The sequence below is a fragment of the Micromonospora sp. BRA006-A genome, assembly GCF_033433935.1.
Taxonomy (GTDB): Bacteria; Actinomycetota; Actinomycetes; order Mycobacteriales; family Micromonosporaceae; genus Micromonospora; species Micromonospora aurantiaca.
The window spans coordinates 3,990,208-4,015,292 of record NZ_JANCLW010000001.1 but is presented as its reverse complement, the minus strand read 5'-3'; the positions used below and the strand labels follow the sequence as shown (position 1 = coordinate 4,015,292).

Here is a 25,085-nt window from a genome sequence, read left to right as displayed (position 1 = left end):
CGGCCACGCGGCAAACCGGTACGTCAGCGCGGCGGTGCCACGTAGAGCGCGGTCCGGCAGCCGGTCTCGCCCGGCTCCAGCCAGATCCGGTCGTACCCGGGGGATTCGATCTTCCCGGCCGGCGTACGGACGAGCAGCAGGCAGTCCCGTTCGGCCGGTACGCCGACGGCGGCGACCAGCGCGCCCTCGTGCACCGTCGTGTCGACGGTGATCCAGTCCTGCGGGAAGGCCGCCCGCACCGCGCCCGCCAGCGTCTCCGGGGTGGCGGTGCGCAGCACGGCGGTGAGCCGCTGCCGCCCGTCCTCGGGCACCCTCGGCACCGGCGCGGCGGTGGGCGGCGAGGGAGCGGGGCCGCTCGGACAGTCGATCTCGTGGTACGTCGTGTAGCGGTAGAGCTCGAACTCGTAGCGGTAGCAGCGCGCGGCCTCACCGGCGCTGTTGCTCGCGCCGCCGATCGACACCGGCGGCTGCTCCGGCACCGTCACCACGAACCGCACGTCGACGGTGGCCCGCTCGTTCCCGGCCGTGCGCCCGGACCAGGCCAGCGCCTCCCGCCGGACTGTCGCCCCGCCGCCGGACGCGGCGTCCGTCGGCTCCTGGACGATCTCGGCCGCTGCGATCGACCCGGCGTCCCGCGCCCGGTTGCGGTGCCCCAGCTCCGTGTTGAGCTGCTTCGCCTCCGCCGCCGCGGTGTCGCGCGCCAGCGCGTCGCCACTCTCCTCCCCGAACCCCCTCCCGCACCCGGCCGATGCGAGGAGGAGCACTGCGAGCGTCGACCGGAGCCACCGGTGACGAGACGGAGGTGTCGGTCCGGTGGCGGCGCGTGTCCGGTTCACCGAGCGGACGTTACCGGCGCGCCGGGCGCCGCGCTGTCCCGTGACGAGGGGGCCGTTGGTCCCGGATCCGACAGGCCCTCGGCCCTGCGATCCGTGCCCGCCCCCGCGGCATGCTGGGATTGCCCGGCGCGGGCGGCGACGACATGGAGGACGATGTGGTGATCAACGGCGGGCCGGCGACAGCGACGACGCCCACCGAGATCTCTCCGGCCCCCGCGACCGGGCTCGGCTCGGCCGAGGCGGCCGCCCGGCTGCACGCCGACGGGCCGAACACCGTTGCCGCCCCGCGCAAGCGCGGGCTGGCCGGCCGGGTGTTCCGCCAGCTCACCGATCCGCTGGTGGCGCTGCTGCTGGCCGCCGCCGTGGTGACCACGCTGCTGCGTGACTACCCGGACACCGCGGTGATCGTGCTGGTCGTCCTGATCAACACGGCGATCGGCGTGGTGCAGGAGGTACGCGCCGACCGGGCCGTCGCCGCGCTGGACCGGCTCGCCGCACCGACCGCGCGTGTGGTCCGCGACGGCCGTGACCTCGTGCTGCCCGCCGCCGACCTGGTCCGCGGCGACCTGGTCCGGCTGGAGGCCGGCGACGTGGTACCCGCAGACCTGGACCTCACCGACGCGGTACGCCTCAGCCTGGACGAGTCGGCGCTGACCGGCGAGTCGGTGCCGGTGGCCCGGGTCGCGGGGGAGGAGGCCAGCGCCGGCACCGTGGTCACCACCGGCCGCGCCACCGGAACCGTGGCGCGCACCGGCGCGGCGAGCGCGCTGGGCCGGATCAGCGCCCTTGTCGCGGCGACCCGGCCGGCGCCCACCCCGCTGCAACGACGCCTGTCCTCGCTCGGCCGCGTGCTCGGCCTGACCGCCGTGGTGCTCTCCGGGCTGGTCTTCGCCATCGGCGTGCTCGACGGGCGGCCGGTCACGCAGATGGCCGTCACCGCCGTCAGCCTCGTGGTGGCGGCCGTACCGGAGTCGCTGCCCGCCGTCGTCACGCTGGCGCTCGCCCTGGGCGCGCGCCGGATGGCCGGTAGCCGCGCCATCCCCCGCCGGCTGCACGCGGTGGAGACCCTCGGCTCGGTCACCGTGATCGCCTCCGACAAGACCGGCACGCTCACCGAGGGCCGGATGGCGGTGCAGTACGCGGTCGTCCCCGGCCGCGACCGCTACGCGGTCACCGGCACCGGCTACGCGCCCGACGGCGAGGTGCACCACCGGGGCGAGCCGGTGAGCGCCCCCGACGAACTGCGTGCCCTCGCCCGCGCCGGGCTGCTCTGCAACGACGCCACTGTGACGCCGCCGACCGACGAGCGGCCCGAGTGGACGGCGATCGGTGACCCACTGGAGGCCGCGCTCGTCACGTTCGGCGCCCGCTGCGGCCTGGACCCGGACACCACCCGGGACGCCTGGCCCCGCGTCGCGGAGGCCCCGTTCGACCAGGATCTGCGCCGGATGACCACAGTGCACCGCCGCTGTGACGGGCGCTACCTGGTGGTCTGCAAGGGTGCGCCGGAGAACCTGCTGGCCGCGCCGCTGGTGGACGCCGACGCCGCGGAACTGGCCGAGCTGACCGACGCCGCGCACCGGCTCGCCACCGAAGGGCTGCGCGTGCTGGCGGTGGCGTCCGCGGTGGTCGACACCCTGCCCGACCCGGCCCGGCCGACCGGCCTGCGCCCGCTGGGCCTGGTCGCGGTCGGCGATCCGCTGCGCGCCGCGGCACCCGGCATCGCCGCCGGCTTCGAGGAGGCCGGGATCCGGCTGGTCCTCATCACCGGCGACCACCCGGCGACCGCCGCCGCGATCGGCGGACGGCTCGGGCTCTGGCGCGACGGCGACCCGCTCGCCAACGGCGACGACGGCGACCCGGGCGGCGCCCACCCCGAGACCCGGGTGTACGCGCGGACCCAGCCGGAACAGAAGCTCGACATCATCGCCGGCCTCCAGAACCGGGGGCACGTGGTGGCGATGACCGGCGACGGCGTCAACGACGCCCCGGCGCTGCGCCGGGCGGACATCGGCGTGGCGATGGGCGGCGGCACCGAGGTGGCCCGGCAGGCCTCCGACCTGGTGCTCGTCGACGACGACCTGACCACCGTGGCGACCGCCATCGGCGAGGGCCGCCGGATCTACGACAACATCCGCCGCTTCCTGCGCTACGCGCTCGCCGGTGGCGTGGCCGAGATCGCGGTGATGCTGCTCGGCCCGCTGTTCGGCCTGCCGGTGCCGCTGCTGCCGGCGCAGATCCTCTGGATCAACCTGCTCACCCACGGCGTCCCCGGAGTGGCGCTCGGAGCGGAGCCGGCCGAGCCGGGCACGCTGCGCCGGCCGCCCCGCTCCCCGCAGGAGTCGGTGCTCGGTGCCGGCCTGGGCCGGGACGTGCTGGTCACCGGCGGGCTGATCGCCGCGGCGACGCTGGGCGCCGGGGTGTGGGCCGCGGCGGCCGACCGGCCGTGGCAGTCGGTCGTGTTCGTGGTGCTCGGCCTGGCCCAGCTCGGCGTGGCGCTGGCGGTCCGCGCGATCCGTACCCCGGGCTCGCGCGAGCGAAACCTCGCGCTGCCGGTGGCGGTAACCGTCTCCGCTGTGCTGCAGGTGGCGGGCGTGCTGCTGCCGCCGCTGCGCGAGCTGCTCGGCACGTCCCCGCTCAGCGCGCTCGACCTGCTCGCCTGCGCCGCGATCGGCGTACTGCCCGGGCTGGTGCTGCGGCTGACCCGCCGCTTCCGCGGGACCAACGGCCCTCACGCCGGGGCCGTCGGCCCTGCCGGGCCGGCCGCCTGACCGGCAGGCTGGGGACGAGTGAAGGAGGACGACATGACGATCCACTCGCAGGCCCCCGTCGTGGTGGGCGTGGACGGCTCCGCCGCCTCGCTGGACGCGGTCCGGGTGGCCGCCCGCGAGGCCGCCGACCGGAACCGGCCGCTGCATGTGGTGCACGCCTTCATCTGGCCGCTGACCCGCGCGCCGCTCACCCCGGCGCCGGGCGCGCCCGCCGGCGCCGGCCTGCGCAACCAGGCCGAACGGGTCGTCGCCGAGGCGGTCGCCGAGGCCGGCAAGGTCGCGCCGGACGTACCTGTCACCGGCGTGGTGGTCGACGGCGCGCCGGCGGCGGTGCTGGTCGCCGAGTCCCGTGAGGCGGCGCTGATCGTGCTCGGCCACCGCGGCCTCGGCGGGTTCGCCGGCCTGCTGATCGGCTCGGTCACGCTCCAGGTGTCGGCCCGCGCGCACTGCCCGGTGCTGGTGACGCGTGGGGAGGCGCGCGCCGACGGCCCGGTCGTGGTCGGCGTGGACGGCTCCGAGCTGTCCACCGCGGCGGTCGGGTACGCGTACGAGGAGGCCGCTCGCCGGGACGCGTCGCTGATCGTGGTGCACGCCTGGCTGTACCCCACCCCGATCGGCCCCGGCGACATCCTGCCGCTGGTGTACGACCCGGAGGCGCTCGCCGAGGAGTCCCGGCGTGTCCTCGCCGAGTCGATCGCCGGCTGGGCCGAGCGTTACCCCGACGTGCCGGTACGGCAGCGGTCGCTGCGCGGCGCCCCGGCCCGGGTGCTGGTGGAGGAGTCGAAGGACGCCCAGCTCGTGGTGGTCGGCGCGCACGGCCGGGGCGCGCTGGGCGGGCTGCTGCTCGGCTCGGTCAGCCACGCGGTGCTGCACCACGCCCACTCGCCGCTGGTGATCGTGCGCAACGGCGCCTGACCCCGCGGCAGCGCCTGGCCAGGCGACAGGGCCGACGGCGCCCGACCCGCGACAGCGCCTGACGCCGCTAAGCCGTCTGGCGCTGCGGCGTCAGGCGCTGCGGACCGTGGTGAGGTCGGCCAGCCCGGAGATGGTCAGCAGCGGCTCCAGCAGCGGGCCGGCGATCAGCGTGATCCGGTCGGCGTGCGGGAACAGCGCGGCCAGCCCGGCGCTGTCCAGGTACTCCACCTTCGTGAGGTCCACTACCAGGGGCTCGCCGTCGGGGCGTACGGCGTCGGCCAGCCCGTCGGCGAAGGTGGACGCGTTGCTCATGTCGATCTCACCGACGGCTGCCAGCACGCGGACGCCGTCCGGGCTGTCGCTCGTGGTCAGAGTCAGGGACGTGCTCATGGCGTGATCCTCGCCTGCATGTCGACGGTGGTGCCGGTGGCCCCCGGGGTGACGCTGATGCTGTCCATCAGCGCGCGCATGAGCACGAGTCCCCGGCCGCGGTGCGGGTCGGGAGGCTGGTCCCGGTCGCGCCAGTTGCCGCTGTCGGTGACGCTCAGGCGCAGCGCGCCGGCGGTGGCGGCGGCGCGCAGCCGGATCCGGCCGCCCGGATCGTCGCGGTGCCCGTGCTCGATCGCGTTGGCGCACGCCTCCCCGGCCGCCACCAGGATGTTGTACGCGTGGGCCGGGGCCAGCCCGCAGCGGTCCAGCCATCCCCGCAGCACACTGCGGACCTCGGCCAGGCGCGTCGACTCGGCGGGGAACTCCAGTTCCAGCGGCCCGGGGTGGCGGTAGAGCAGCAGGGCCACGTCGTCGTGGTAGCCCCCGTCCGGGGTGAGCCGGTCCATGATGTCGGTCGCCAGCACCTCGACCGGCGCGTGGTGGCCCTGCTGGATGGCGTCGGTGGCGCGGGCGATGCCGGCGGTGATCGGCTGACGGCGGCGTTCCACCAGACCGTCGGTGTAGAGCATCAGGGTGGCGCGCGGCGGCACCGTCGCCTCCGCCTCCGGACGTTCCTGCCCGGGGCGTACGGCCAGCGGCCGGGACCGGCCGTGCTGCAGCAGTTCGGGAGTGCCGTCGGCGCGGACCACGATGGCCGGCGGGTGACCGGCGCTGGAGTAGCGCATCAGGCCGGTGACCGGGTCGAGCACGCCACAGAAGACGGTGGCGCAGGACGCCCCCGGCAGCAGCGCGGCGAACCGGTCCAGCGCCACGAGCGTCCGGGCCGGGCTCGGATCCTGCAACAGCAGCGCGCGGCAGGCGCTGCGCAGCTGACCCATCACCGTCGCGGCCCGCAGCCCGTGTCCCACGCAGTCGCCGACCACGATGCCGATCCGCCCGTCCGGCAGTTCGACGGTGTCGTACCAGTCGCCGCCGACCTTGAGCGGCATCGCGGCGGGGGAGTACCGCACCGCGAAACCGGCGGGGAGCTGCGCCGGGCCGAGGATCGCCCGTTGCAGGGCCAGCGCGGTCTCCCGCTGCTGGTCGATCTGGTGCACCCGGTGCAGCCCTTGAGCGATGTGGCCGGCCAGCAGCGCCAGCAGCGTCTGATCCTGCTCGGTGAAGGGCCGTTTCTCACCCAGGTCGATCCAGAGCGTCATGGTGCCGTGCGGGTGCTCGACGGCGATGCCTGCGCCGTGCGTACGCGTCGCCACCGGGGTCAGCAGCGGGGTGTCCCGCAGCGCGAGCAGCGCCTGCCGGCGCTCCGGCGGCAGCGTGTCCCACCGTGCCGCCGGGTCGGTGGCGGTCACCTCGGGGGCGGGCAGGCCGCCGAAGACGGCGGTGAGCACGCCGGCGGCCCGCCACAGCTTGCGCAGCTCGTCCAGCACTCCGTGCAGCGCGTCGGTGAGGTCGTCGGCCTGCGACAGCCGCATGCTGAGCCCGGCCAGGGCGGTCTCCCGCTGCACCGCGTAGTGCTCGGCGGTGACGTCGCGGAACGTGCCGACGATCACCCGGCGGCCGGTGTCCGGGTCGTCGACCCGGTTGAACGCGGCCGAGATCCAGATCCGGTGCCCGTCGCGGTGGGTCACCGGCACGGTGTACGTCCCCCGGGTCTGCCCCACGAGTCTCGAGAACGCCTCCGCCACCTGGCGGTGCGCCTCGGGCTCGGCCTCCCGGTCCGGCCACCACGGGTGCACCGCGGGGTAGGGCAGGTCCTCGGTCCCGTAGCCGAGGATGCCGGTGAACGCCGCGTTGATCTCGACCACCGCGCCGTCCTGGTCGCAGACGAAGAACGCCTCCTGCAACGAGTCGACGAGCGCCGTACGCCAGCGGGCGTGGTGGTTGCGCAGCCGCGCCAGCTCCACGTTCGCCCGGACCCGGGCCAGCAGCTCGGCGGCCGGGAACGGCTTGACCAGGTAGTCGTCGGCGCCTGCTTCCAGCCCCTCGATCGAGGCCTCCTGCCCGGCGCGGGCGGACAGCAGCAGCACCGGGGTGCCGGCCGTCCGCTGGTCGGCGCGCAGCGCGGCGACCAGTTGCAGGCCGTCGAGCCGGGGCATCATCACGTCGCTGACCACCAGGTCGGGGGTGTGCGCGCGGGCCGCGTCCAGCGCGGCCTGCCCGTCGGCGACCGCGTGCACCTCGTGCCCGGCCGAACGCAGCAGCCGGGTGAGGTACTCCCGCATGTCGGCGTTGTCGTCGGCCACCAGGACGCGGGCCGGCGCCCCACCGGGCAGCGGCTGGACCGGTCCGCCGGCCGGGTCGTCCCCGCCGGCGGCGGTGCCCGGTTCGGCCGGCAGCCAGCGCAGCGCCTCCTGCACGAACGGCTCGGCCGACGCCGGCGTCCGGCCGGTGCCCGCCGGGGCGAGCGCGTCGGCCGGCAGGTGGCCGGTGCCGAACGGCAGCCGGATCGTGAAGGTGGTGCCCCGGCCCACGGTGCTGATCGCGTCGATGTCGCCGCCGTGCAGCGTGACCAGCTCCCGGACCAGGGCCAGGCCGATGCCGCTGCCCTCGTCGGAGCGGGAGCGGGCGTTCTCGATGCGGTGGAACCGCTCGAACAGGCGCGGCATCTCGTCGGGGGGTACGCCGATGCCGGTGTCGGAGATCCGCAGCACCGCCGTGTCGCCCTCGCCGCGCAGCTCCACCCGGATGGCGCCGTCGAAGGTGAACTTCAGCGCGTTGCTGAGCAGGTTCAGCACCACCTTCTCCCACATTCCGAGGTCCAGGTGCACCGGCTCGGGCAGGGGCGGGCAGTCGACCTCGAAGGACAGGCCGGCCCGTTCGATGGCCGACCGGAAGACGCTCGCGAGGTCGGCGGTCACCGCGGCCAGGTCCACCGGCTCGTAGCGGGCCTGCATCCGCCCGGCCTCGATGCGGGAGAAGTCGAGCAGGCTGTTCACCAGCTTGCCCAGGCGCAGGCCGTTGCGGCGGATGACGTCCAGCTCGGCCCGGACCTGCTCGTCGGCGTCCGGCAACCGGCCGCGCAGCTCGTCCAGCGGACCCATGATCAGGGTGAGCGGGGTGCGGAACTCGTGGCTGATGTTGGAGAAGAACGCGGTCTTCGCGCGGTCCAGCTCGGCGAGCTCCTCGGCCCGCCGCTGCTGCGCCTGGTAGCTGCGGGCACTGGCGATGCCGGTGGCCAGATGCCCGGCGGTCAGCTCCACGAAGCCGCGGTACCCGTCGTCCAGCGCCCGGTAGCGGTTCAGCCCGGCGACCAGGAACCCGTACGGCGCACCGCCCTGCTGCCGCAGCGGCACCAGCAGCGCCTCGGCCGGCGCGGCGGGCCAGACACCCGCCGGCAGGTCCGCGAAGGCCGGGCCGTCGAGCGCGACCCGCACCGACTCGCCCTCGGTGAGGGCTCCGGCCGGCCACGGCGCGGCCGGGTCGCCGAGCGACAGCGTGGCCGGGGCCGCCGGGTGCCCGTCCGGCAGGCCGGTCGCCTCCACCAGCCGGGCCCCGCCGTCGTCGTCGTACAGGTAGGCGAGCGTGAACGGCAGGTCCTGCGGGTTGCGGGCCAGCTGGCGGCTGACGAACGCGAGCGTCTCCTGTTCGGTGCGGATGACGCTCGGGTCCGAGCCGAGGTCGCGCAGCGTGGCCATCCGCCGCTCGCCGATGACCCGCTCGGTGTCCTCGCTGACCACGCAGAGCATCCCGACCAGGCCGCCGTCGTCGTCGCGCAACGGGCTGTAGGAGAACGTGTGGTAGGTCTCCTCCCGGTAGCCGGCGCGCTCGAGGAACAGCAGCAGGCCCTCGTCCCAGGTCGCCTCGCCGGTGCGCAGCACGGTGTCGACGCGCGGGCCGATGTCGTCCCAGATCTCCGCCCACACCTCGTTCGCCGGTAGCCCCAGCGCCCACGGGTACTTGCGGCCGAGCGTGTCCCGCCGGTAGGCGGCGTTGCAGAAGAAGCTGAGCTGCGGGCCCCAGGCCATCCACATCGGGAACCGGGAGGACAGCAGGATCCGCACCGCGGTCCGCAGGCTCTGCGGCCAGGTGTCCGGCGGGCCCAGGGGGTGCGCCGGCCAGTCGATGCGCGCCAGGTCCGGCCCGATCTCCGCGTCCACGGCGAAGACGTCGGCACGCGTACGCGGGTCGGTGTCAGCGCCGCTCATCGCCCGAGTCTCCCCCACCCCGTCCGGTCCCGCTCGTCCGGGCCGCGTCACGGCCTCGTGGTCGCTTCTTGCCCCGTCGCGCCCTCGGCACTCCACCCGGGGCGGGGAGATCTGACTCACGTGACGGCAGCGGGTCAGGGCAGGGGGCGGTGGTGCGGACAAACGAAAGGCAAGGAGACACCTCTCCTCGCCACTATCAACGTATATCGCACCCCGGGTCTTGCCGCAAGGCCCCGGTTATGCCGCAGAATCAGCGGCCGATGCGGGTCGAGCTGCGAAAACGGGGGCACGGCATGACCGGACGGTACGTGTGGCAACTGCACGAGGTGGACGAGACGCGGATCGCCGCGGTCGGCGGCAAGGGCGCGCACCTGGGGGCGCTGACGCGGATCGACGGGGTGCGCGTACCTCCGGGTCTCTGCGTCACCACCGACGCCTTCCGGCTGGCCGTGGCGCGGACGCCGGCGCTGGCCGGTCCGCTGGACCGGCTCGCCCGCGTGGACGCGGACGACCCGGCGGCGATCCGCGCGGCCGCCGCCGAGGTCCGTCGCGCGGTCGAGCGGGTCGCGCTGCCGGGCGAGGTCGCGGCAGCGGTCACCGCCGCGCTGACCGGGCTCGGCGCGGACGTCGCGTACGCCGTGCGGTCGAGCGCGACGGCGGAGGATCTGCCGGACGCCTCGTTCGCGGGCCAGCAGGACACCTACCTGAACGTGGTCGGCACGGCCGAGGTGCTGCGGCACGTCAGCCGCTGCTGGGCCTCCCTGTTCACCGACCGTGCGGTGACCTACCGGCGGCGCCACGGCATCGACGACCGGGCCGTGGAGATGGCGGTGGTGGTGCAGCGGATGGTCGTCCCGGACGCGGCGGGGGTCATGTTCACCGCCGACCCGGTCACCGGCGACCGGACGGTGGTGTCGGTGGAGGCCGGCTTCGGTCTCGGTGAGGCCCTGGTCTCCGGCCTGGTGAACCCGGACGTCTTCACGGTGCGCGACGGCGCGGTGGCCGGCCGGACGATCGGCGCGAAGGCGCGGGCGGTGCACGCGGTGCCCGGCGGCGGCACCCGGGAGACACCGGTCGACCCGGCGCGGCAGGCCCAGCCCGCGCTGACCGACGCGCAGGCGGTACGCCTCGCCGCGCTGGGCCGGCGGATCGAGGCGTACTTCGGCTGCCCGCAGGACGTCGAGTGGGCAGTGACCGGGGACGACGTCCACATCCTCCAGAGCCGGCCGATCACCACGCTGTTCCCGGTGCCGGCGGCCGCGGCCGACGGGCGGTTCCACGTCTATCTGTCGGTCGGCCACCAGCAGATGATGACCGACGCGATGAGGCCGCTGGGCCTGTCGATGTGGCGGCTGACCGCCATGGCGCCGATGCACGAGGCGGGCGGCCGGCTGTTCGTCGACGCGACGCCGCACCTGTCCACGGTGTCGGGCCGCGCCGCGTTCCTGGGCATGATCGGCCGGGCCGACCCGCTCACCCGGGACGCGCTGGAGACGGTCCTCGCCCGCGACGTCGTACCGGCCGCGCCGGACCCGGCCCCGGCCGGTCCGCCCGCGGGTGGGCCGCCACCCCCGATCGACACGGACCCGGCGATCGTCACCACGCTCGTCGAACGCAGCCGGGAGTCTCTCGCCGCCCTGCGCCGCGGCGTCCGCGGCCGCTCCGGACCCGAGCTGTTCGACTTCCTGGTCGAGGCGTTCGCCGAGCACAAGCGGGTGCTCACCGATCCGCTGAGCGCCCAGGTGATCATGGCGGGGATGCACGCCACCTGGTGGCTCAACGACAAGCTGGGGGAGTGGCTCGGCGAACGCGACGCCGCCGACACGCTCACGCTGTCCGCGCCCGGCAACGTCACCGCCGAGATGGGCCTGGCGCTGCTCGACGTGGCCGACGTGGTCCGCGCGTACCCCGAGGCGGTGGCGTTCCTGCGGGACGCCGCCGACGACGGGTTCCTGGACGAGCTGCCGAAGCTGCCCGGCGGCGCGCCGGTGCGCGCGGCCGTCGAGGGCTACCTGGACCGGTACGGCATGCGCTGCGTCGGCGAGATCGACATCACCCGGCCACGGTGGAGCGAGCGCCCGGCCACGCTGGTGCCGCTGATCCTGGACAACGTCCGCACCTTCGCGCCGGGTGCCGCCGCGCGCCGCTTCGCGCAGGGCCGGGAGTGGGCCGAGGCGAAGGCCCGGGAGGTGCTGGACCGCCTGCGCGCCCTGCCCGACGGCGAGCGCAAGGCCGCCGAGACGCAGGCGATGATCGATCGGGTACGAACGTTCGCCGGCTACCGGGAGTACCCGAAGTACGACATCGTGAGCCGCTACGCCGTCTACAAGCAGGCGCTCATGGCGGAGGCCGGCCGGCTCGCCCGCGCCGGTGTGCTCGCCGCCGCCGAGGACGTCTTCTACCTGACGTTCGACGAGTTCCGGGAGGTCGCGGCCACCGGGCGGGTGGACGCCGGGCTGATCCGCAGGCGCCGGGAGGAGTTCCGGTCGCACCAGGCGCTCATCCCGCCCCGGGTGCTCACCTCCGACGGCGAGGCCCTCAACGGCTCGTACCGGCGGGACGACGTACCGCCGGGCGCCCTGGCCGGGCTGGCGGTCTCAGCCGGCGTCGTCGAGGGACGGGCGCGGGTCGTGGCGGACCTGGCCGGCGCCGACCTGGAGCCGGGCGACATCCTCGTCACCGCGCACACCGACCCGAGCTGGACGCCGCTGTTCGTCGCAGCCGCGGGCCTGGTGACCGAGGTGGGCGGCCTGATGACGCACGGCGCGGTGATCGCCCGCGAGTACGGCCTGCCCGCGGTGGTGGCGGTGCCGGACGCGACCCGGCTGATCCCCGACCGCGGGCGGATCCGCGTGCACGGCACCGACGGGTACGTCGAGCTGCTGTCCTGACCGGCGCGGCATGCTCGATGATGGAGGTCCGGCGAGCGGGGAGGCGCGATGCGGATCGGGGAGCTGTCGGCGCGTACCGGGGTGAGCGCCCGGTCCATCCGGTACTACGAGCAGCAGGGCCTGCTCGCCGCCCTGCGGACGCCGAGCGGGCAGCGGGTCTTCGCCGAGTCGGCGGTGGACCGGGTCCGGCTCATCCAGCGGTTGTTCGACGCCGGACTGAGCAGCCGCCGGATGGCCGAGCTGCTGCCCTGCGTGACCGATCCGGAGATCCGCACCTCGTGGCTCACCGACCGGCTGCGCGAGGAGCGGGCCCGGATGACCGCCGAGATGGCACGGCTCGCGCACGCCGTCGCGGTGCTCGACGACGTGGTGTCCGACATGACGGTGACCGAGGACACCCGGGATCCGGCCGCCTGAGCGCTTGCCCTTGACACCGGTGTCAACTCCTAGCGTCGGGTCATGAACGCGATCCTGGACACCGCATCGCCGGTGACGCCGCTGCTGGAGCCGGTCACCGTCGCCGGCCTGTCGTTGCCGTCCCGCTTCGTGATGGCGCCGATGACCCGTAGCCGCGCGCCGGGCGGCGTGCCGACGCCCGAGATGGCCGAGTACTACCGGCGCCGCGCCGCGTCGGGCGTCGGCCTGATCGTCAGCGAGGGCGTGCTGGTCGACCATCCCAGCGCCGGCCACGAGGACACCGTGCCGCGGATGACCGCCGGCGCGGCCGAGGCGGGCTGGCGGGGCGTGGTCGAGGCCGTGCACGCCGCCGGCGGCCGGATCGCCGCGCAGCTGTGGCACCTGGGCAGCCTCCGCGAGCCGGTGGACGGCCGTCCGGCGTGGACCCCCTCGGGGGTACGCGAGCCGGGCCGTCCCGCGCCGTACGCGATGACCGCCGCCGACGTGGACACCCTACTCGCGGCGTACGGGGACGCGGCAGGGGTCGCGGTCCGGGCCGGGTTCGACGCGATCGAGATCCACGCCGCGCACGGCTACCTGCTGGACGAGTTCCTGTGGCCGTACACGAACCGCCGCACCGACGCGTTCGGCGGCTCGCCGCAGCGGCGGGCGGCGTTCCCGGCGGCCGTGGTCCGCGCGGTCCGCGCGCAGGTTCCGGCGCATCTCCCGGTGATCGTGCGGTTCTCCCAGTTCAAGGAGCGGGCGTTCGACGCGCGGATCGCCGAGACCCCGGCCGAGCTGGCGCGGATCCTCGGCGCGTTCGCCGAGGCCGGCGCGGACGTGCTGCACGCCTCGCAGCGCCGCTTCTGGCAGCCGGCGTTCCCCGGCTCGACGCTGAACCTGGCCGGCTGGGCCAAGCGTCTCACCGGCCTGCCGTCGATCACCGTCGGCTCGGTCGGGCTGCGGCGGGACTTCCTGCGCCCGGACGGCCCGGAGTCGGTGGCGGGACTGGCCGCGCGGCTGGCGGACGGGGAGTTCGACCTGGTCGCGCTGGGCCGCGCGCTGCTGGGCAACCCGGCCTGGGTGACGCACGCGGCGGCCGGCCGGCTGGACGAGATCGTCGACTACCGCAAGGCGCACGAGGACGTCTATCCCTAGGCGGCAGGGGTTGACGCCGGGGGATGTTATCGCTCACAGTCGATGGCAGGGCATGAGCGCCGCAAGGCTCACCGGGCGAGCCGCGCTGGGCGTACCCCGACACCGTCGCCGGACGCGGGGTCGGGGACTCGCACCACCACCATCGCGTAACCCCCCGGAAGAGGAATCCGCATGAGACGAAAGAGAGCCTTGCTGACCACCGGCCTCCTGGCCGGTGCGCTCGCCGCCGGCATGGCGGTGGCCCTGGCGCCGGCCGCGAGCGCCGGCACCACGCTGCGCGCGGCGGCGGCCGAGAAGGGCCGCTACTTCGGCGCGGCGGTCGCCACCGGCAAGCTGTCCGACAACACGTACGCCACGGTGCTGAACCGCGAGTTCAACTCCGTGGTGGCCGAGAACGAGATGAAGTGGGACGCCACCGAGCCGCAGCAGGGGCGGTTCAGCTACACCGGCGGCGACCGGCTGGTCAGCCACGCCCGTGCGAACGGCATGTCGGTACGCGGGCACACGCTGCTCTGGCACGCGCAGCAGCCGTCGTGGGCGCAGGGCCTGTCCGGCAGCGCGCTGCGCAACGCCGCGATCAACCACGTCACCCAGGTCGCCACCCACTTCCGGGGGCAGATCTACGCCTGGGACGTGGTGAACGAGGCGTTCGCCGACGGCGGCAGCGGCGGGCGCCGCGACTCGAACCTCCAGCGCACCGGCAACGACTGGATCGAGGCGGCGTTCCGGGCGGCCCGCGCGGCGGACCCGGGCGCGAAGCTCTGCTACAACGACTACAACACCGACGGCATCAACGCGAAGTCGACCGGCATCTACAACATGGTCCGCGACTTCAAGTCGCGCGGCGTGCCGATCGACTGCGTCGGCTTCCAGTCGCACCTGGGCACCACGATCCCCGGCGACTACCAGGCCAACCTCCAGCGCTTCGCCGACCTGGGCGTCGAGGTGCAGATCACCGAGCTGGACGTGATGACCGGCGGCAACCAGGCGAACGTCTACGCCGCCGTCACCCGGGCCTGCCTGGCGGTGTCGCGTTGCACCGGCATCACCGTGTGGGGCGTGCGGGACTGCGACTCGTGGCGCGGCTCGGACAACGCGCTGCTGTTCGACTGCGCGGGCAACAAGAAGGCGGCGTACAACGCGGTGCTCGACGCGCTGAACGCCGGCGGCAACAACCCGCCGCCGACCACGACGCCGCCGCCGAACAACCCGACCACCCCGCCGCCGGGCCAGGGTGGATGTTCGGCCTCGGTGTCGCTGAACTCCTGGACCGGTGGGTTCGTGGCGACGGTGAAGGTGACGGCGGGTTCGTCGGGCACCCGGGGATGGACTGTCACCATGACGTTGCCGGGCGGCGCGAGCATCACCAACACCTGGAGCGCGACCGCCAGCGGGAACAACGGCACGGTGCGGTTCGCGAACGTGAGCTACAACGGCCAGCTCGGCGCCGGTCAGAGCACCGAGTTCGGTTTCCAGGGCAACGGGAGCGGATCGGGCATGACGCCCACCTGCTCCGCGACCTGATCCGGGCCACCGCGGGGGCGGCGCGCGCCGCCCCCGCGGTGCTCCGCCACGCCGTCGCGTCCGACCTGGAGCGCCGTCTCTGTTACGAGAAAGAGACATGCGCATTTCGCGCGATTGGTTGACGGGGCAACTTGTGAGCGTTAACACTCCCCGTGAGGGTTACCTGTGTCACAGGGACCGCCACGACAGGGAGGACGCTCGTGCGCAGACGACTTCTGGCCGCACTCAGCGGTGCCGCGCTCGCGATCAGCCTGGCCGCCTGCAGCGGCGAGGGCGCGGGAGGCGGCGGAGACACCAGCTCGGCCAAGCCCGGCGACCTGACGATCGGCGTCTCGATGCCGACGCAGACCTCGGAACGGTGGATCGCCGACGGCAACTCGGTGAAGGAGAAGCTCCAGGCCAAGGGCTACAAGGTCGACCTGCAGTACGCCGGGGACGACATCCCGACCCAGTCGCAGCAGATCGACCAGATGATCACGCAGGGCGCGGACGTGCTGGTCATCGCCCCGATCGACGGCACCGCGCTCAGCGGCCAGCTCCAGGCCGCCGCGGCCGCGAAGATCCCGGTCATCTCCTACGACCGGCTCATCCGCAACAGCCCGAACGTGAGCTTCTACGTCAGCTTCGACAACTACAAGGTCGGCGTGGCGCAGGCCAACGCGCTCCTGGTCGGCCTCGGCCTGCTCACCAAGGACGGCGCCAAGGGCACCGCCACGGGCCCGTTCAACGTGGAGCTGTTCGCCGGCTCGCTGGACGACAACAACGCCGGGTTCTTCTTCAACGGCGCGATGGACACCCTCAAGCCGTACTTCGACGCCGGGACGCTGAAGGTCAAGTCGGGGCAGACCAAGATCGAGCAGGCCGCCATCCTGCGCTGGCAGCAGGAGACCGCGCAGAAGCGGATGGAGGACCTGCTCACCTCCAGCTACAACGACGGCAGCAAGGTCGACGGCGTGCTGTCGCCGTTCGACGGCCTGTCCCGCGGCATCATCACCGCGCTGCAGAACGCCGGCTACCGCGGCGGCGCCAAGAAGATGCCGGTGGTGACCGGCCAGGACGCCGAGGTCGCCTCGGTGAAGCTGATCAACGACGGCGTGCAGAGCTCGACCGTGTTCAAGGACACCCGGCTGCTGGCCGAGCAGGCGGTCGTCGCCGCCGAGGCGTTCCTGCGCAAGGAGGAGCCGAAGGCCAACGAGACCAAGGCGTACAACAACGGCGTCAAGGTCGTGCCCGCGTTCCTGCTGCCGGTGCAGACCGTCTACAAGGAGGACATCAAGTCCGTCCTGATCGACTCCGGCTACCTGACCGAGCAGGAGGTCGCCGCCGGACGCGCCGGATGACCAGCGCGGCGACGGGCCCGGCGGCCGCCGCGCCACCGGGCCCGTCCGCTCCGGACACCTCGACCACGAGCAGGACGGATACCCATGAGCGATCACATCCTCGAGATGCGGGGCATCACGAAGACCTTCCCGGGCGTGGCCGCGCTCCAGGACGTCTCGCTCGCCGTACGGCGCGGCGAGATCCACGCGATCTGCGGTGAGAACGGCGCCGGAAAGTCCACCCTGATGAAGGTGCTGTCCGGGGTCTACCCGGCGGGCAGCTACGACGGCCAGATCGTCTTCGACGGCGAGCCGGTCGGGTTCCGGGGGATCCAGGACAGCGAGGCCCGCGGCATCGTCATCATCCACCAGGAACTCGCCCTGGTGCCCTACCTGTCGATCGCCGAGAACATCTTCCTCGGCAACGAGCGCCGCGGCCGCGGCGGGCTCATCGACTGGCACCGGACCAACGCGGAGGCCGCGGCGCTGCTGCGGTCGGTCGGGCTGCACGAGAACCCGGTCACCCCGGTCATCCAGCTCGGCGTCGGCAAGCAGCAGCTCGTGGAGATCGCCAAGGCGCTGTCCAAGAAGGTACGGCTGCTGATCCTCGACGAGCCCACGGCGGCACTCAACGACGTCGACTCGGCGCACCTGCTGGACCTGATGCGCCGGCTGCGAGACCAGGGCATCACCTGCATCATGATCTCGCACAAGCTCGGCGAGATCACCGCCGTCGCCGACTCGACCACAGTCATCCGCGACGGCCGTACCGTCGAGACGCTGGACATGTCCGACGGCGCCGTCACCCAGGACCGGATCATCCGCGGCATGGTCGGGCGCGACCTGGCCGCCTTCTACCCGGCCCGCAGCGTGACGCCCGGCGACGAGGTGCTGCGGATCGAGGACTGGTCGGTGCGCCACCCGACCCAGGACCGCCTGGTCGTCGACCGGGCGTCGCTGCACGTGCGCGCGGGTGAGGTCGTGGGCATCGCCGGCCTGATGGGCGCCGGGCGCACCGAGCTGGCGATGAGCGTGTTCGGCCGGGCGTACGGCCGGGACATCAGGGGCCGGCTGTTCGTCAGGGGCCGTGAGGTACGGGCGCGCACCGTCGCCGAGGCCATCGCCAACGGCATCGCGTACGCCACCGAGGACCGCAAGCACTACGGCCTCAACCTCATCGACGACGTCCGCGGCAACGTCTCGGCCGCCGCGCTCGACAGGCTGGCCCGGCGGGGCTGGATCGACGGCAATCGCGAGATCCAGGTCGCCGAGCGGGGCCGGCGCGACATGAACATCAAGGCGCCGACGGTGATGTCGGTGGGCAAGCTCTCCGGCGGCAACCAGCAGAAGGTCGTGCTGGCGAAGTGGCTGTTCACCGACCCGGACGTGCTGATCCTCGACGAGCCGACCCGGGGCATCGACGTGGGCGCGAAGTTCGAGATCTACACGATCGTCAACCGGCTGGTGGCGGACGGCAAGGCCGTCGTGCTCATCTCCTCCGAACTGCCCGAGCTGCTCGGCATGTGCGACCGCATCTACACCCTGGCGGCCGGCCGGATCATCGGGGAGACGCCGGTGGCCGAGGCCACCCAGGAGAACCTGATGGAACTCATGACCAAGGACAGGGATCTCGTCCGATGACCAGCACGAAGCCTCCCCCCGCCACGAAGGTCGCCACGCCGGACACCGGCGCGGCGGCGAGCCTGCACACCGGCACCAGCGACCCGCGTGCGCTGATCCTGGGCAACCTGCGGCAGAGCGGCATCTACATCGCCCTGGTGGTGATCGTCGCGCTGTTCGCCGTCCTCACCGACGGCGTCTCGCTGAGCCCCGGCAACCTGACGAACATCGTCCTCCAGTACTCCTACATCCTGGTGCTCGCCATCGGCATGGTCATCGTGATCATCGGCGGGCACATCGACCTGTCCGTGGGATCGGTGGTGGCGCTCACCGGAGCGGTCTCGGCGGTGCTGGTCATCCGCGAGGGCATGCCCTGGTGGGCCGGCGTCCTGGCCGCACTCGCGGTGGGTGTCGCGGTCGGCGCGTGGCACGGGCTCTGGGTCGCGTATGCGGGCATCCCGGCGTTCATCGTCACCCTGGCCGGCATGCTGCTGTTCCGCGGTCTGACGCTGCGCGTGCTGGACAACATCTCGCTGTCGCCGTTCCCGGAGGAGTACCAGCGGGTCGCGGCCGGCTTCCTCAACGGCCTGCTGGGCGGCCAGGGCTACGACGCGTTCACGCTGTTCATCGGCGCCTTCGCCGTGGTCGGGTACGCGGTGAGCGTGTTCCGCACCCGGATCGCCCGGGTGCGCCACGAGCAGCCGGTGGAGTCGTTCCCGCTGTTCGTCCTGCGGATCGTGGTGGTCGGCGCCGTGGTCATGTGGTTCGCCTGGCAGCTCGCCCACGCCCGGGGCCTGCCGATCGTGCTGATCGTGCTCGCCGTGCTCGTGCTCGTCTACGGCCTGCTCACCCGCCGCACGGTGTTCGGCCGCCAGGTGTACGCCATCGGCGGCAACCTGCCCGCGGCGATGCTGTCCGGCGTACGGGTGAAGCGGGTCAACTTCTGGATCTTCGTCAACATGGGCTTCCTGTCCGCCGTGGCGGGCGTCATCTACTCGTCCCGCTCCAACGGGGCCCAGCCGGCGGCGGGCAACATGTTCGAGCTGGACGCGATCGCGGCGGCGTTCATCGGCGGCGCGGCGGTCACCGGTGGCGTCGGCACCGTGGTCGGCGCCATGGTGGGTGGCCTGATCATGGCGGTGATGAGCAACGGGATGCAGCTCATGGGCGTCGACCAGTCCGTCCAGTCGGTGGTCAAGGGCCTGGTACTGCTCGTCGCGGTGGCGTTCGACATCTGGAACAAGCGCCGGGCGGCCGGCGCCCGGTGACGGCCGGCCGGACGCTCGCCCCTTCGTCCGGCCGGCCGCCGTTCACCGGCCGTAGCCGCTCACGCCCGGCTCCACCGTTGGTTGGCGTTGCCGTGGCAGGTCCAGACGATCACCCGGGTGCCGTTGGCGGTGCCCGCGTTGTCGACGTCCAGGCACAGCGACGGGAAGCGCCCGTTGCTCACCGTGCCGTTGCCGTTGACGGTCCACTGCTGGTTGGTGCCGCCGTTGCAGTCCCAGATCTGCACCCGGGTGCCGGCCGTCGCGTTCGTCGGCACGTCCAGGCACTTGCCCAGCACCTGCAACGCCTGGCCGTTGGCGGTGAACTGCTGGTTGGCGTTGTTGTGGCAATCCCAGACCAGCGTCCCGGTGCCGTTCGCGGTGCCGGCGTTGTCCACGTCGAGGCACCGGCCGGACGACTCGCTGCGCAGCCGGAACGTGGTCGGGACCGGCGGCGGGGTGGTGGTGCCGCCTCCGCTGACCCGGTAGACCACGGTGCCGTGCGCGGGCACGCTGGCGGAGATCGTGCCGGTGCTGGTGGAGGTGGCGTCGGTCCACGCGTCGCGCAGCGTGAACGAGCTGCCGCTCTTGCCCACCGCCGCAGCCGTGGTGGAGACGGTGGTGGTCGAGCCGCCCTGGTTGAACAGGGCGACCGCCACGTCGCCGTTTGCCAGCGGCTTGGCCAGCACCCGCCGGGTGCCGTCGAAGGAGACCTGGGCCGCCTGACGTCCGAGCGTGTCCTGGTTGATCGCGACCAGGTTCGCGTTGCGCAGGATCGCCAGCGTGGCCGCGTTCGCCGACCGTACGTCGTTGCCCATCATCAGCGGCGCGGCCAGGACCGCCCAGAGCGCGAAGTGGCTGCGCATCTCCGTGTCGTTCATGCCACCTCGGCCGACCTCGAGCATGTCCGGGTCGTTGAACCCGCCGGGCGCGGCGTACCCGGCCAGCGGCACCGTGACGTCGACGATGTTCTGGATGCCCATCGGGTAGCCGTTCGTCTGGCCGGTGTTCCAGGCGTTGGTGATGTCCTCCGTGGTCCGCCAGAGGTTCGCCACGTCGCTCCAGTTGCGCTGCGGCCCGGTCTTGGCGTGGTAGCTGTTGGGGTTGATGCTGTAGACGATCGGCCGGCCGGTGGAGGCCAGCGCGTCGCGCATGATGCCGAACCGCGCCACCTGGTCGTTGATGGTGCCGGTGGACGAGCACCAGTCGTACTTGAGGTAGTCCACGCCCCAGGCGGCGAACTGCCGCGCGTCCTGGTACTCGTGGTTGAGGCTGCCGGTGGCGCCGGGGAACGCGCCGCCGACCTGGGCGCAGGTCTTGTCCAGCGGTACCTGGTAGATGCCGAACAGCAGGCCCCGGGCGTGCAGGTAGTCACCGAGCGACTTCATCCCGCTGGGGAACCGCTGCGGGTGCGCCTGGAGGTTGCCCTGCGCGTCCCGGTTCGGGTCGAACCAGCAGTCGTCCACGACGACGTACTTGTAGCCGAGGTCGCGCAGGCCGTTGCTGACCATCGCGTCGGCGGTCTGGCGGATGAGGGTCTCGTTGATGTTGCAGCCGAAGGTGTTCCAGGTGTTCCACCCCATCGGCGGGGTACGGGCGACGCCGTTGTCCAGCGCCCGGGCGGGACGCGGGGCCAGGGCCTGGTCGGTGACTGTCGCGGCGAGCGCCACCGCCGCGACGCCCAGGACGGCGAGCGTCCGTCGGGTCCATCTGCGCACTGATCCTCCTCGGTCGCCGGGCGCCGGCCGTGCCGGCGTCCGGTTGGGAGCGGCCCGCCGGTCGCGCGGCGTCGCCCGGGGTGCGCGGGGACGTACGCGGCACGGCAGTGGAGAGGGGCCGGCCGGTCACCGGCGGGCGCTCGTGGGTGGTGGGGTCCGGCGGTCGACGGGGTCGCCGTCCGCGTCGCCGCCCGGCTGCGGCGCCGGGGTTTCCCGGACGGCGGCGCCACGAAGCAGGGATGGCGAGAATGTTATCGCTGACATCAAACCCTGTAAATAGCAAGGTGATCCGCCAGCCCTCTGTCGGCGACCGTTCGCGCGGGTGTCGGGGCCGGGAAAAGTGCCGCTGAGGGGCGCTGTGCGACCTCGGGAGACCCTCCCCGCAGGCCGGAGCCCGCAGCGCCGATCACGGCCGCCCGAGGATCCACCGAGGCATCGATTGTTGTCGCTAACAAGACGCTCGCCGGGACTCGGCGGCCGGACCGGGACCGCGTCCGTGTGGATCTCCTCCGGGCACGGCTCCGCCGGTCCGTGCCGCCCGGCCGCGGTGGTCCGGCGAGGGTGGTTCCTCGTTACGCAGCTGTTGCCCGGAGGTGTCTTGACGGATGTATATGTGAGCGCTAACACTAACTCCGTGACACGGCGGAGGTGCAAATGAGCGAAGTGGACGCGTCCGACCGGTACGTGATCGGTGTCGATTTCGGCACGCTGTCCGGGCGGGCGCTCGTGGTCCGCGTCCGGGACGGCGCCGAACTCGGTACGGCGGTGCACGAGTACCGGCGCGGGGTCATCGAGACCGCGCTTCCCGACGGCGGCCCGGCGCTGCCCCCGGACTGGGCCCTCCAGGATCCGGACGACTACCGCGACGTGCTGCGCCACGCGGTGCCGGCCGCGCTCGCCGAAGCCGGCGTGGACCCGTCCCGGGTGGTGGGCATCGGTACCGACTTCACCGCCTGCACCGTGCTCCCGACGCTCGCCGACGGCACACCGCTGTGCGAGATCCCGCAACTGCGTGACCGTCCGCACGCCTGGGTGAAGCTCTGGAAGCACCACGCCGCGCAGCCGCACGCCGACCGGATCAACGCGCTGGCGGAAGAACGCGGCGAGCCGTGGCTCGGCCGCTACGGCGGCAAGATCTCCGCGGAGTGGCAGTTCGCCAAGGGCCTGCAGATCCTGGAGGAGGATCCGGAGGTCTACCGGCGGGCCGAGCGTTTCATCGAGGCCGCCGACTGGATCGTGTGGCAGCTCTGCGGCGCCGAGACCCGCAACGTCTGCACCGCCGGCTACAAGGGCATCCGGCAGGACGGCAGCTACCCGTCGCCGGACTACCTGGCCGCGCTCGACCCCGGCTTCGCCGACTTCGTGACCAAGCTGGACGGTCCGCTGCTGCCGCTGGGCGCGCGGGCCGGCACGCTCAGCGCCCGCGCCGCCGCCTGGACCGGACTGCCCGAGGGCATCGCGGTCGCGGCCGGCAACGTCGACGCCCACGTCACCGCCGCGTCGGCCCAGGCGCTGCGGCCCGGCCGGCTGGTCGCCATCATGGGCACCTCCACCTGCCACGTCCTCAACGGCACCCACCCGGCCGAGGTACCGGGTATGTGCGGCGTGGTCGACGGCGGCATCAGCCCCGGCGCCTGGGGCTTCGAGGCCGGGCAGAGCGGGGTGGGGGACATCTTCGGCTGGTTCGTCCGTCACGCCGCCCCGGCCGGGTTCGACTCGCACGAGCGGCTCACCGAGGCCGCCGCCGCCCAGCCGGTCGGCGCGCACGGGCTGGTGGCGCTGGACTGGTGGAACGGCAACCGGTCCCTGCTGGTCAACCACGACCTGAGCGGGATGATCGTCGGGCTGACGCTCGCCACCCGGCCGCCGGACGTCTACCGCGCGCTGCTGGAGGCCACCGCGTACGGCACGCGGATGATCGTCGAGGCGTTCGCGCAGGCCGGTGTGCCGGTCGACGACCTGGTGGTGGCCGGCGGGCTCACCTCCAACCGGCTGCTCATGCAGATCTACGCCGACGTCACCGACCGGCCGCTGAGCATCATCGGCTCCGCCCAGGGCCCGGCGCTCGGCTCGGCCATCCACGCGGCTGTCGCCGCCGGGGCGTACCCGACGATCCACGAGGCGTCCGCCGCGATGGGGCGCATCGACGAGGCCGTCTACCGGCCCGTACCGGAGAACGTGCGGGCCTACGACGCCCTGTACGCCGAGTACCGCGCGTTGCACGACCACTTCGGCCGTGGCGCGAACGACGTCATGCTCCGCCTGCGGGCGATCCGCAACGCGGCGGCCGACGCCGCCGCGGACCGCGCCGCCGCGACCCTGGAGGTGGTCGGATGAACAGCCAGGTCGACGCGCTGCGCGAGACGGTGGCGCGCCTGCACCGCGAACTGACCCGCTACGACCTGGTGGCCTGGACCGCCGGCAACGTGTCGGCCCGCGTACCCGGTCAGGATCTGATGGTCATCAAGCCCAGCGGCGTCGACTACGACGACCTGACCGCGGCGGCCATGGTGGTCTGCGACCTCAACGGCGCGGTGGTCGACGGCGACGGCGCCCCGTCCAGCGACACCGCCGCGCACGCCTACGTCTACCGCGCGATGCCCGAGGTCGGCGGCGTCGTGCACACGCACAGCGGCTACGCCACCGCCTGGGCGGCCCGCGGCGAGGCGATCCCGTGCTGGCTGACCGCGCAGGCCGACGAGTTCGGCGGGGAGATCCCGATCGGGCCGTTCGCGCTGATCGGCGGCGACGACATCGGCAAGGGCATCGTCAGCACGCTGTCCGGGCACCGCTCACCCGCGGTGCTCATGCGCAACCACGGCGTGTTCACCATCGGCCGCGACGCCCGGGCGGCGGTCAAGGCGGCGGTGATGTGCGAGGACGTGGCCCGCACCGCCCACCTGGCCCGCGCGCTCGGCCGGCCGGTGCCGATCGCGCCGGCCGACATCGACTCGCTCTACGACCGCTACCAGAACGTGTACGGCCAACGCCCGCCGGCGCACTGACCGCGGACCGCGCCGCGCACCCCCCACCACCACACCCGGGCCGCTCCGGCTCCCCGCCGGCCGTGTGCCCGGAACATCCAACCCCGGAGGAGAATCGATGAGAAGCAGGAGCACGGCACGCACGGTCATCGCGGCGTTCGCCGGCGTGCTGCTCGCCGCCAGCATGGCCGCGTGCGGCAACAGCGACACCGGCGGCGGTTCCGGCGACGGCAACGACAAGATCGTCCTGGGCTTCTCCCAGGTGGGCGCCGAGAGTGGCTGGCGTACCGCAAACACCACCTCGATCAAGGAGGCGGCGGCCGAGGCGGGCATCGAGCTGAAGTTCGACGACGCCCAGCAGAAGCAGGAGAACCAGATCAAGGCGATCCGCAACTTCATCCAGCAGAAGGTCGACGTGATCGCCTTCTCGCCGGTGGTGGAGTCCGGCTGGGACACCGTGCTCAAGGAGGCCAAGGACGCCAAGATCCCCGTGATCCTGACCGACCGCGCCGTCGACTCGGCCGACAAGTCGCTCTACAAGACGTTCCTCGGCTCGGACTTCGTCAAGGAGGGCCGCCTCGCCGGCGAGTGGCTGGTGGAGCAGAAGAAGTCGGCGTCCGGCCCGGTCAACATCGTGGAGCTGCAGGGCACGACCGGCTCGGCGCCGGCCAACGACCGGAAGAAGGGCTTCGCCGAGGCGATCGCCGCCAACCCCAACCTGAAGATCGTCGCCTCGCAGACCGGTGACTTCACCCGCGCCGGCGGCAAGCAGGTGATGGAGCAGTTCCTCAAGGCCAACCCGAAGATCGACGTGCTCTTCGCGCACAACGACGACATGGGCCTCGGCGCGCTCGAGGCGATCACCGCGGCCGGCAAGACGCCCGGCAAGGACATCACCATCATCACCGTCGACGCGGTGAAGGACGGCATGCAGGCCCTCGCGGACGGCAAGTTCAACTTCATCGCCGAGTGCAGCCCGCTGCTCGGCCCGCAGCTGATGGACCTGGTCAAGAAGGTCAAGGCCGGCGAGGAGGTGCCCGCCCGGATCGAGACCGAGGAGACCACGTTCACCCAGGAGCAGGCCAAGGAGGCACTGCCCAACCGCAAGTACTGAGTCACCCGGGGGTCGCCGTCGCAACCGACGGCGGCCCCC

16 protein-coding genes are annotated in these 25,085 nt (G+C 73.2%); 12 read left to right on the top strand and 4 right to left on the bottom strand.

Annotated features, from left to right (window positions below):
- Positions 1 to 23: 23 nt before the first annotated feature.
- Positions 24 to 764 carry a hypothetical protein gene (locus NMK34_RS18285; RefSeq protein WP_318334448.1) on the bottom strand — a complete coding sequence of 247 codons (741 nt, stop codon included), beginning with the start codon at positions 762 to 764 and terminating at the stop codon, positions 24 to 26.
- 182 nt (positions 765 to 946) lie between these two features.
- On the opposite strand from NMK34_RS18285, the gene NMK34_RS18280 reads away from it, so the two are divergent.
- A complete protein-coding gene (locus NMK34_RS18280) occupies positions 947 to 3,607 on the top strand; it encodes a cation-transporting P-type ATPase (protein ID WP_318334447.1) in 2,661 nt (886 codons plus the stop codon).
- 33 nt (positions 3,608 to 3,640) lie between these two features.
- Positions 3,641 to 4,522: a universal stress protein gene (locus NMK34_RS18275; protein ID WP_318334446.1), complete on the top strand. Its 882-nt coding sequence runs from the start codon at positions 3,641 to 3,643 to the stop codon at positions 4,520 to 4,522.
- 90 nt (positions 4,523 to 4,612) lie between these two features.
- On the opposite strand, the gene NMK34_RS18270 is transcribed toward NMK34_RS18275, so the two are convergent.
- Both NMK34_RS18270 and NMK34_RS18265 read right to left on the bottom strand, forming a co-directional pair.
- Positions 4,613 to 4,912, bottom strand: coding sequence for an STAS domain-containing protein (locus NMK34_RS18270; protein ID WP_318334445.1), 300 nt, complete (start codon positions 4,910 to 4,912; stop codon positions 4,613 to 4,615).
- A complete protein-coding gene (locus NMK34_RS18265) occupies positions 4,909 to 9,057 on the bottom strand; it encodes a SpoIIE family protein phosphatase (protein WP_318334444.1) in 4,149 nt (1,382 codons plus the stop codon). Before NMK34_RS18265 ends, NMK34_RS18270 begins: the two co-directional genes overlap by 4 nt.
- Positions 9,058 to 9,350: 293 nt before the next feature.
- On the opposite strand from NMK34_RS18265, the gene rph reads away from it, so the two are divergent.
- The 7 genes from rph to mmsB all read left to right on the top strand — a co-directional run bounded on the left by rph (position 9,351) and on the right by mmsB (position 19,233).
- On the top strand, positions 9,351 to 11,948 hold the full coding sequence (gene rph / locus NMK34_RS18260; protein ID WP_318334443.1) for a rifamycin-inactivating phosphotransferase: 2,598 nt from the start codon (positions 9,351 to 9,353) through the stop codon (positions 11,946 to 11,948).
- A gap of 48 nt (positions 11,949 to 11,996) precedes the next feature.
- Positions 11,997 to 12,365 carry a MerR family transcriptional regulator gene (locus NMK34_RS18255; protein WP_030499140.1) on the top strand — a complete coding sequence of 123 codons (369 nt, stop codon included), beginning with the start codon at positions 11,997 to 11,999 and terminating at the stop codon, positions 12,363 to 12,365.
- Between the two features lie 42 nt (positions 12,366 to 12,407).
- Positions 12,408 to 13,502 (top strand): 12-oxophytodienoate reductase, encoded by a 1,095-nt coding sequence (locus tag NMK34_RS18250; RefSeq protein ID WP_318334442.1) that lies wholly within the window; start codon positions 12,408 to 12,410, stop codon positions 13,500 to 13,502.
- 171 nt (positions 13,503 to 13,673) lie between these two features.
- Positions 13,674 to 15,026, top strand: coding sequence for an endo-1,4-beta-xylanase (locus NMK34_RS18245; protein ID WP_318334441.1), 1,353 nt, complete (start codon positions 13,674 to 13,676; stop codon positions 15,024 to 15,026).
- 200 nt (positions 15,027 to 15,226) lie between these two features.
- Positions 15,227 to 16,366: a multiple monosaccharide ABC transporter substrate-binding protein gene (chvE, locus tag NMK34_RS18240; protein ID WP_318334440.1), complete on the top strand. Its 1,140-nt coding sequence runs from the start codon at positions 15,227 to 15,229 to the stop codon at positions 16,364 to 16,366.
- An 84-nt stretch (positions 16,367 to 16,450) separates the two neighbouring features.
- On the top strand, positions 16,451 to 17,986 hold the full coding sequence (gene mmsA, locus NMK34_RS18235; protein WP_318334439.1) for a multiple monosaccharide ABC transporter ATP-binding protein: 1,536 nt from the start codon (positions 16,451 to 16,453) through the stop codon (positions 17,984 to 17,986).
- Complete coding sequence (gene mmsB, locus NMK34_RS18230; protein WP_318334438.1) at positions 17,983 to 19,233, top strand: multiple monosaccharide ABC transporter permease; 1,251 nt, start codon at positions 17,983 to 17,985, stop codon at positions 19,231 to 19,233. The genes mmsA and mmsB overlap by 4 nt, the downstream gene beginning before the upstream one ends.
- Positions 19,234 to 19,292: 59 nt before the next feature.
- Here the strand turns inward: mmsB and NMK34_RS18225 are convergent, their stop codons facing one another.
- On the bottom strand, positions 19,293 to 20,948 hold the full coding sequence (locus tag NMK34_RS18225) for a glycoside hydrolase family 27 protein (RefSeq protein WP_318334437.1): 1,656 nt from the start codon (positions 20,946 to 20,948) through the stop codon (positions 19,293 to 19,295).
- Positions 20,949 to 21,602: 654 nt separating this feature from the next.
- On the opposite strand from NMK34_RS18225, the gene araB reads away from it, so the two are divergent.
- The 3 genes from araB (at position 21,603) to NMK34_RS18210 (ending at position 25,046) form a co-directional block, all read left to right on the top strand.
- The gene (gene araB, locus NMK34_RS18220; RefSeq protein WP_318334436.1) at positions 21,603 to 23,285 is read left to right on the top strand and encodes a ribulokinase; all 1,683 of its coding nucleotides are present in this window, start codon (positions 21,603 to 21,605) and stop codon (positions 23,283 to 23,285) included.
- Positions 23,282 to 23,953, top strand: a complete 672-nt coding sequence (locus NMK34_RS18215) for an L-ribulose-5-phosphate 4-epimerase (protein ID WP_135240597.1) — start codon at positions 23,282 to 23,284, stop codon at positions 23,951 to 23,953. Before araB ends, NMK34_RS18215 begins: the two co-directional genes overlap by 4 nt.
- Positions 23,954 to 24,050: 97 nt before the next feature.
- Complete coding sequence (locus tag NMK34_RS18210) at positions 24,051 to 25,046, top strand: ABC transporter substrate-binding protein (protein ID WP_262011900.1); 996 nt, start codon at positions 24,051 to 24,053, stop codon at positions 25,044 to 25,046.
- Positions 25,047 to 25,085: the final 39 nt, after the last annotated feature.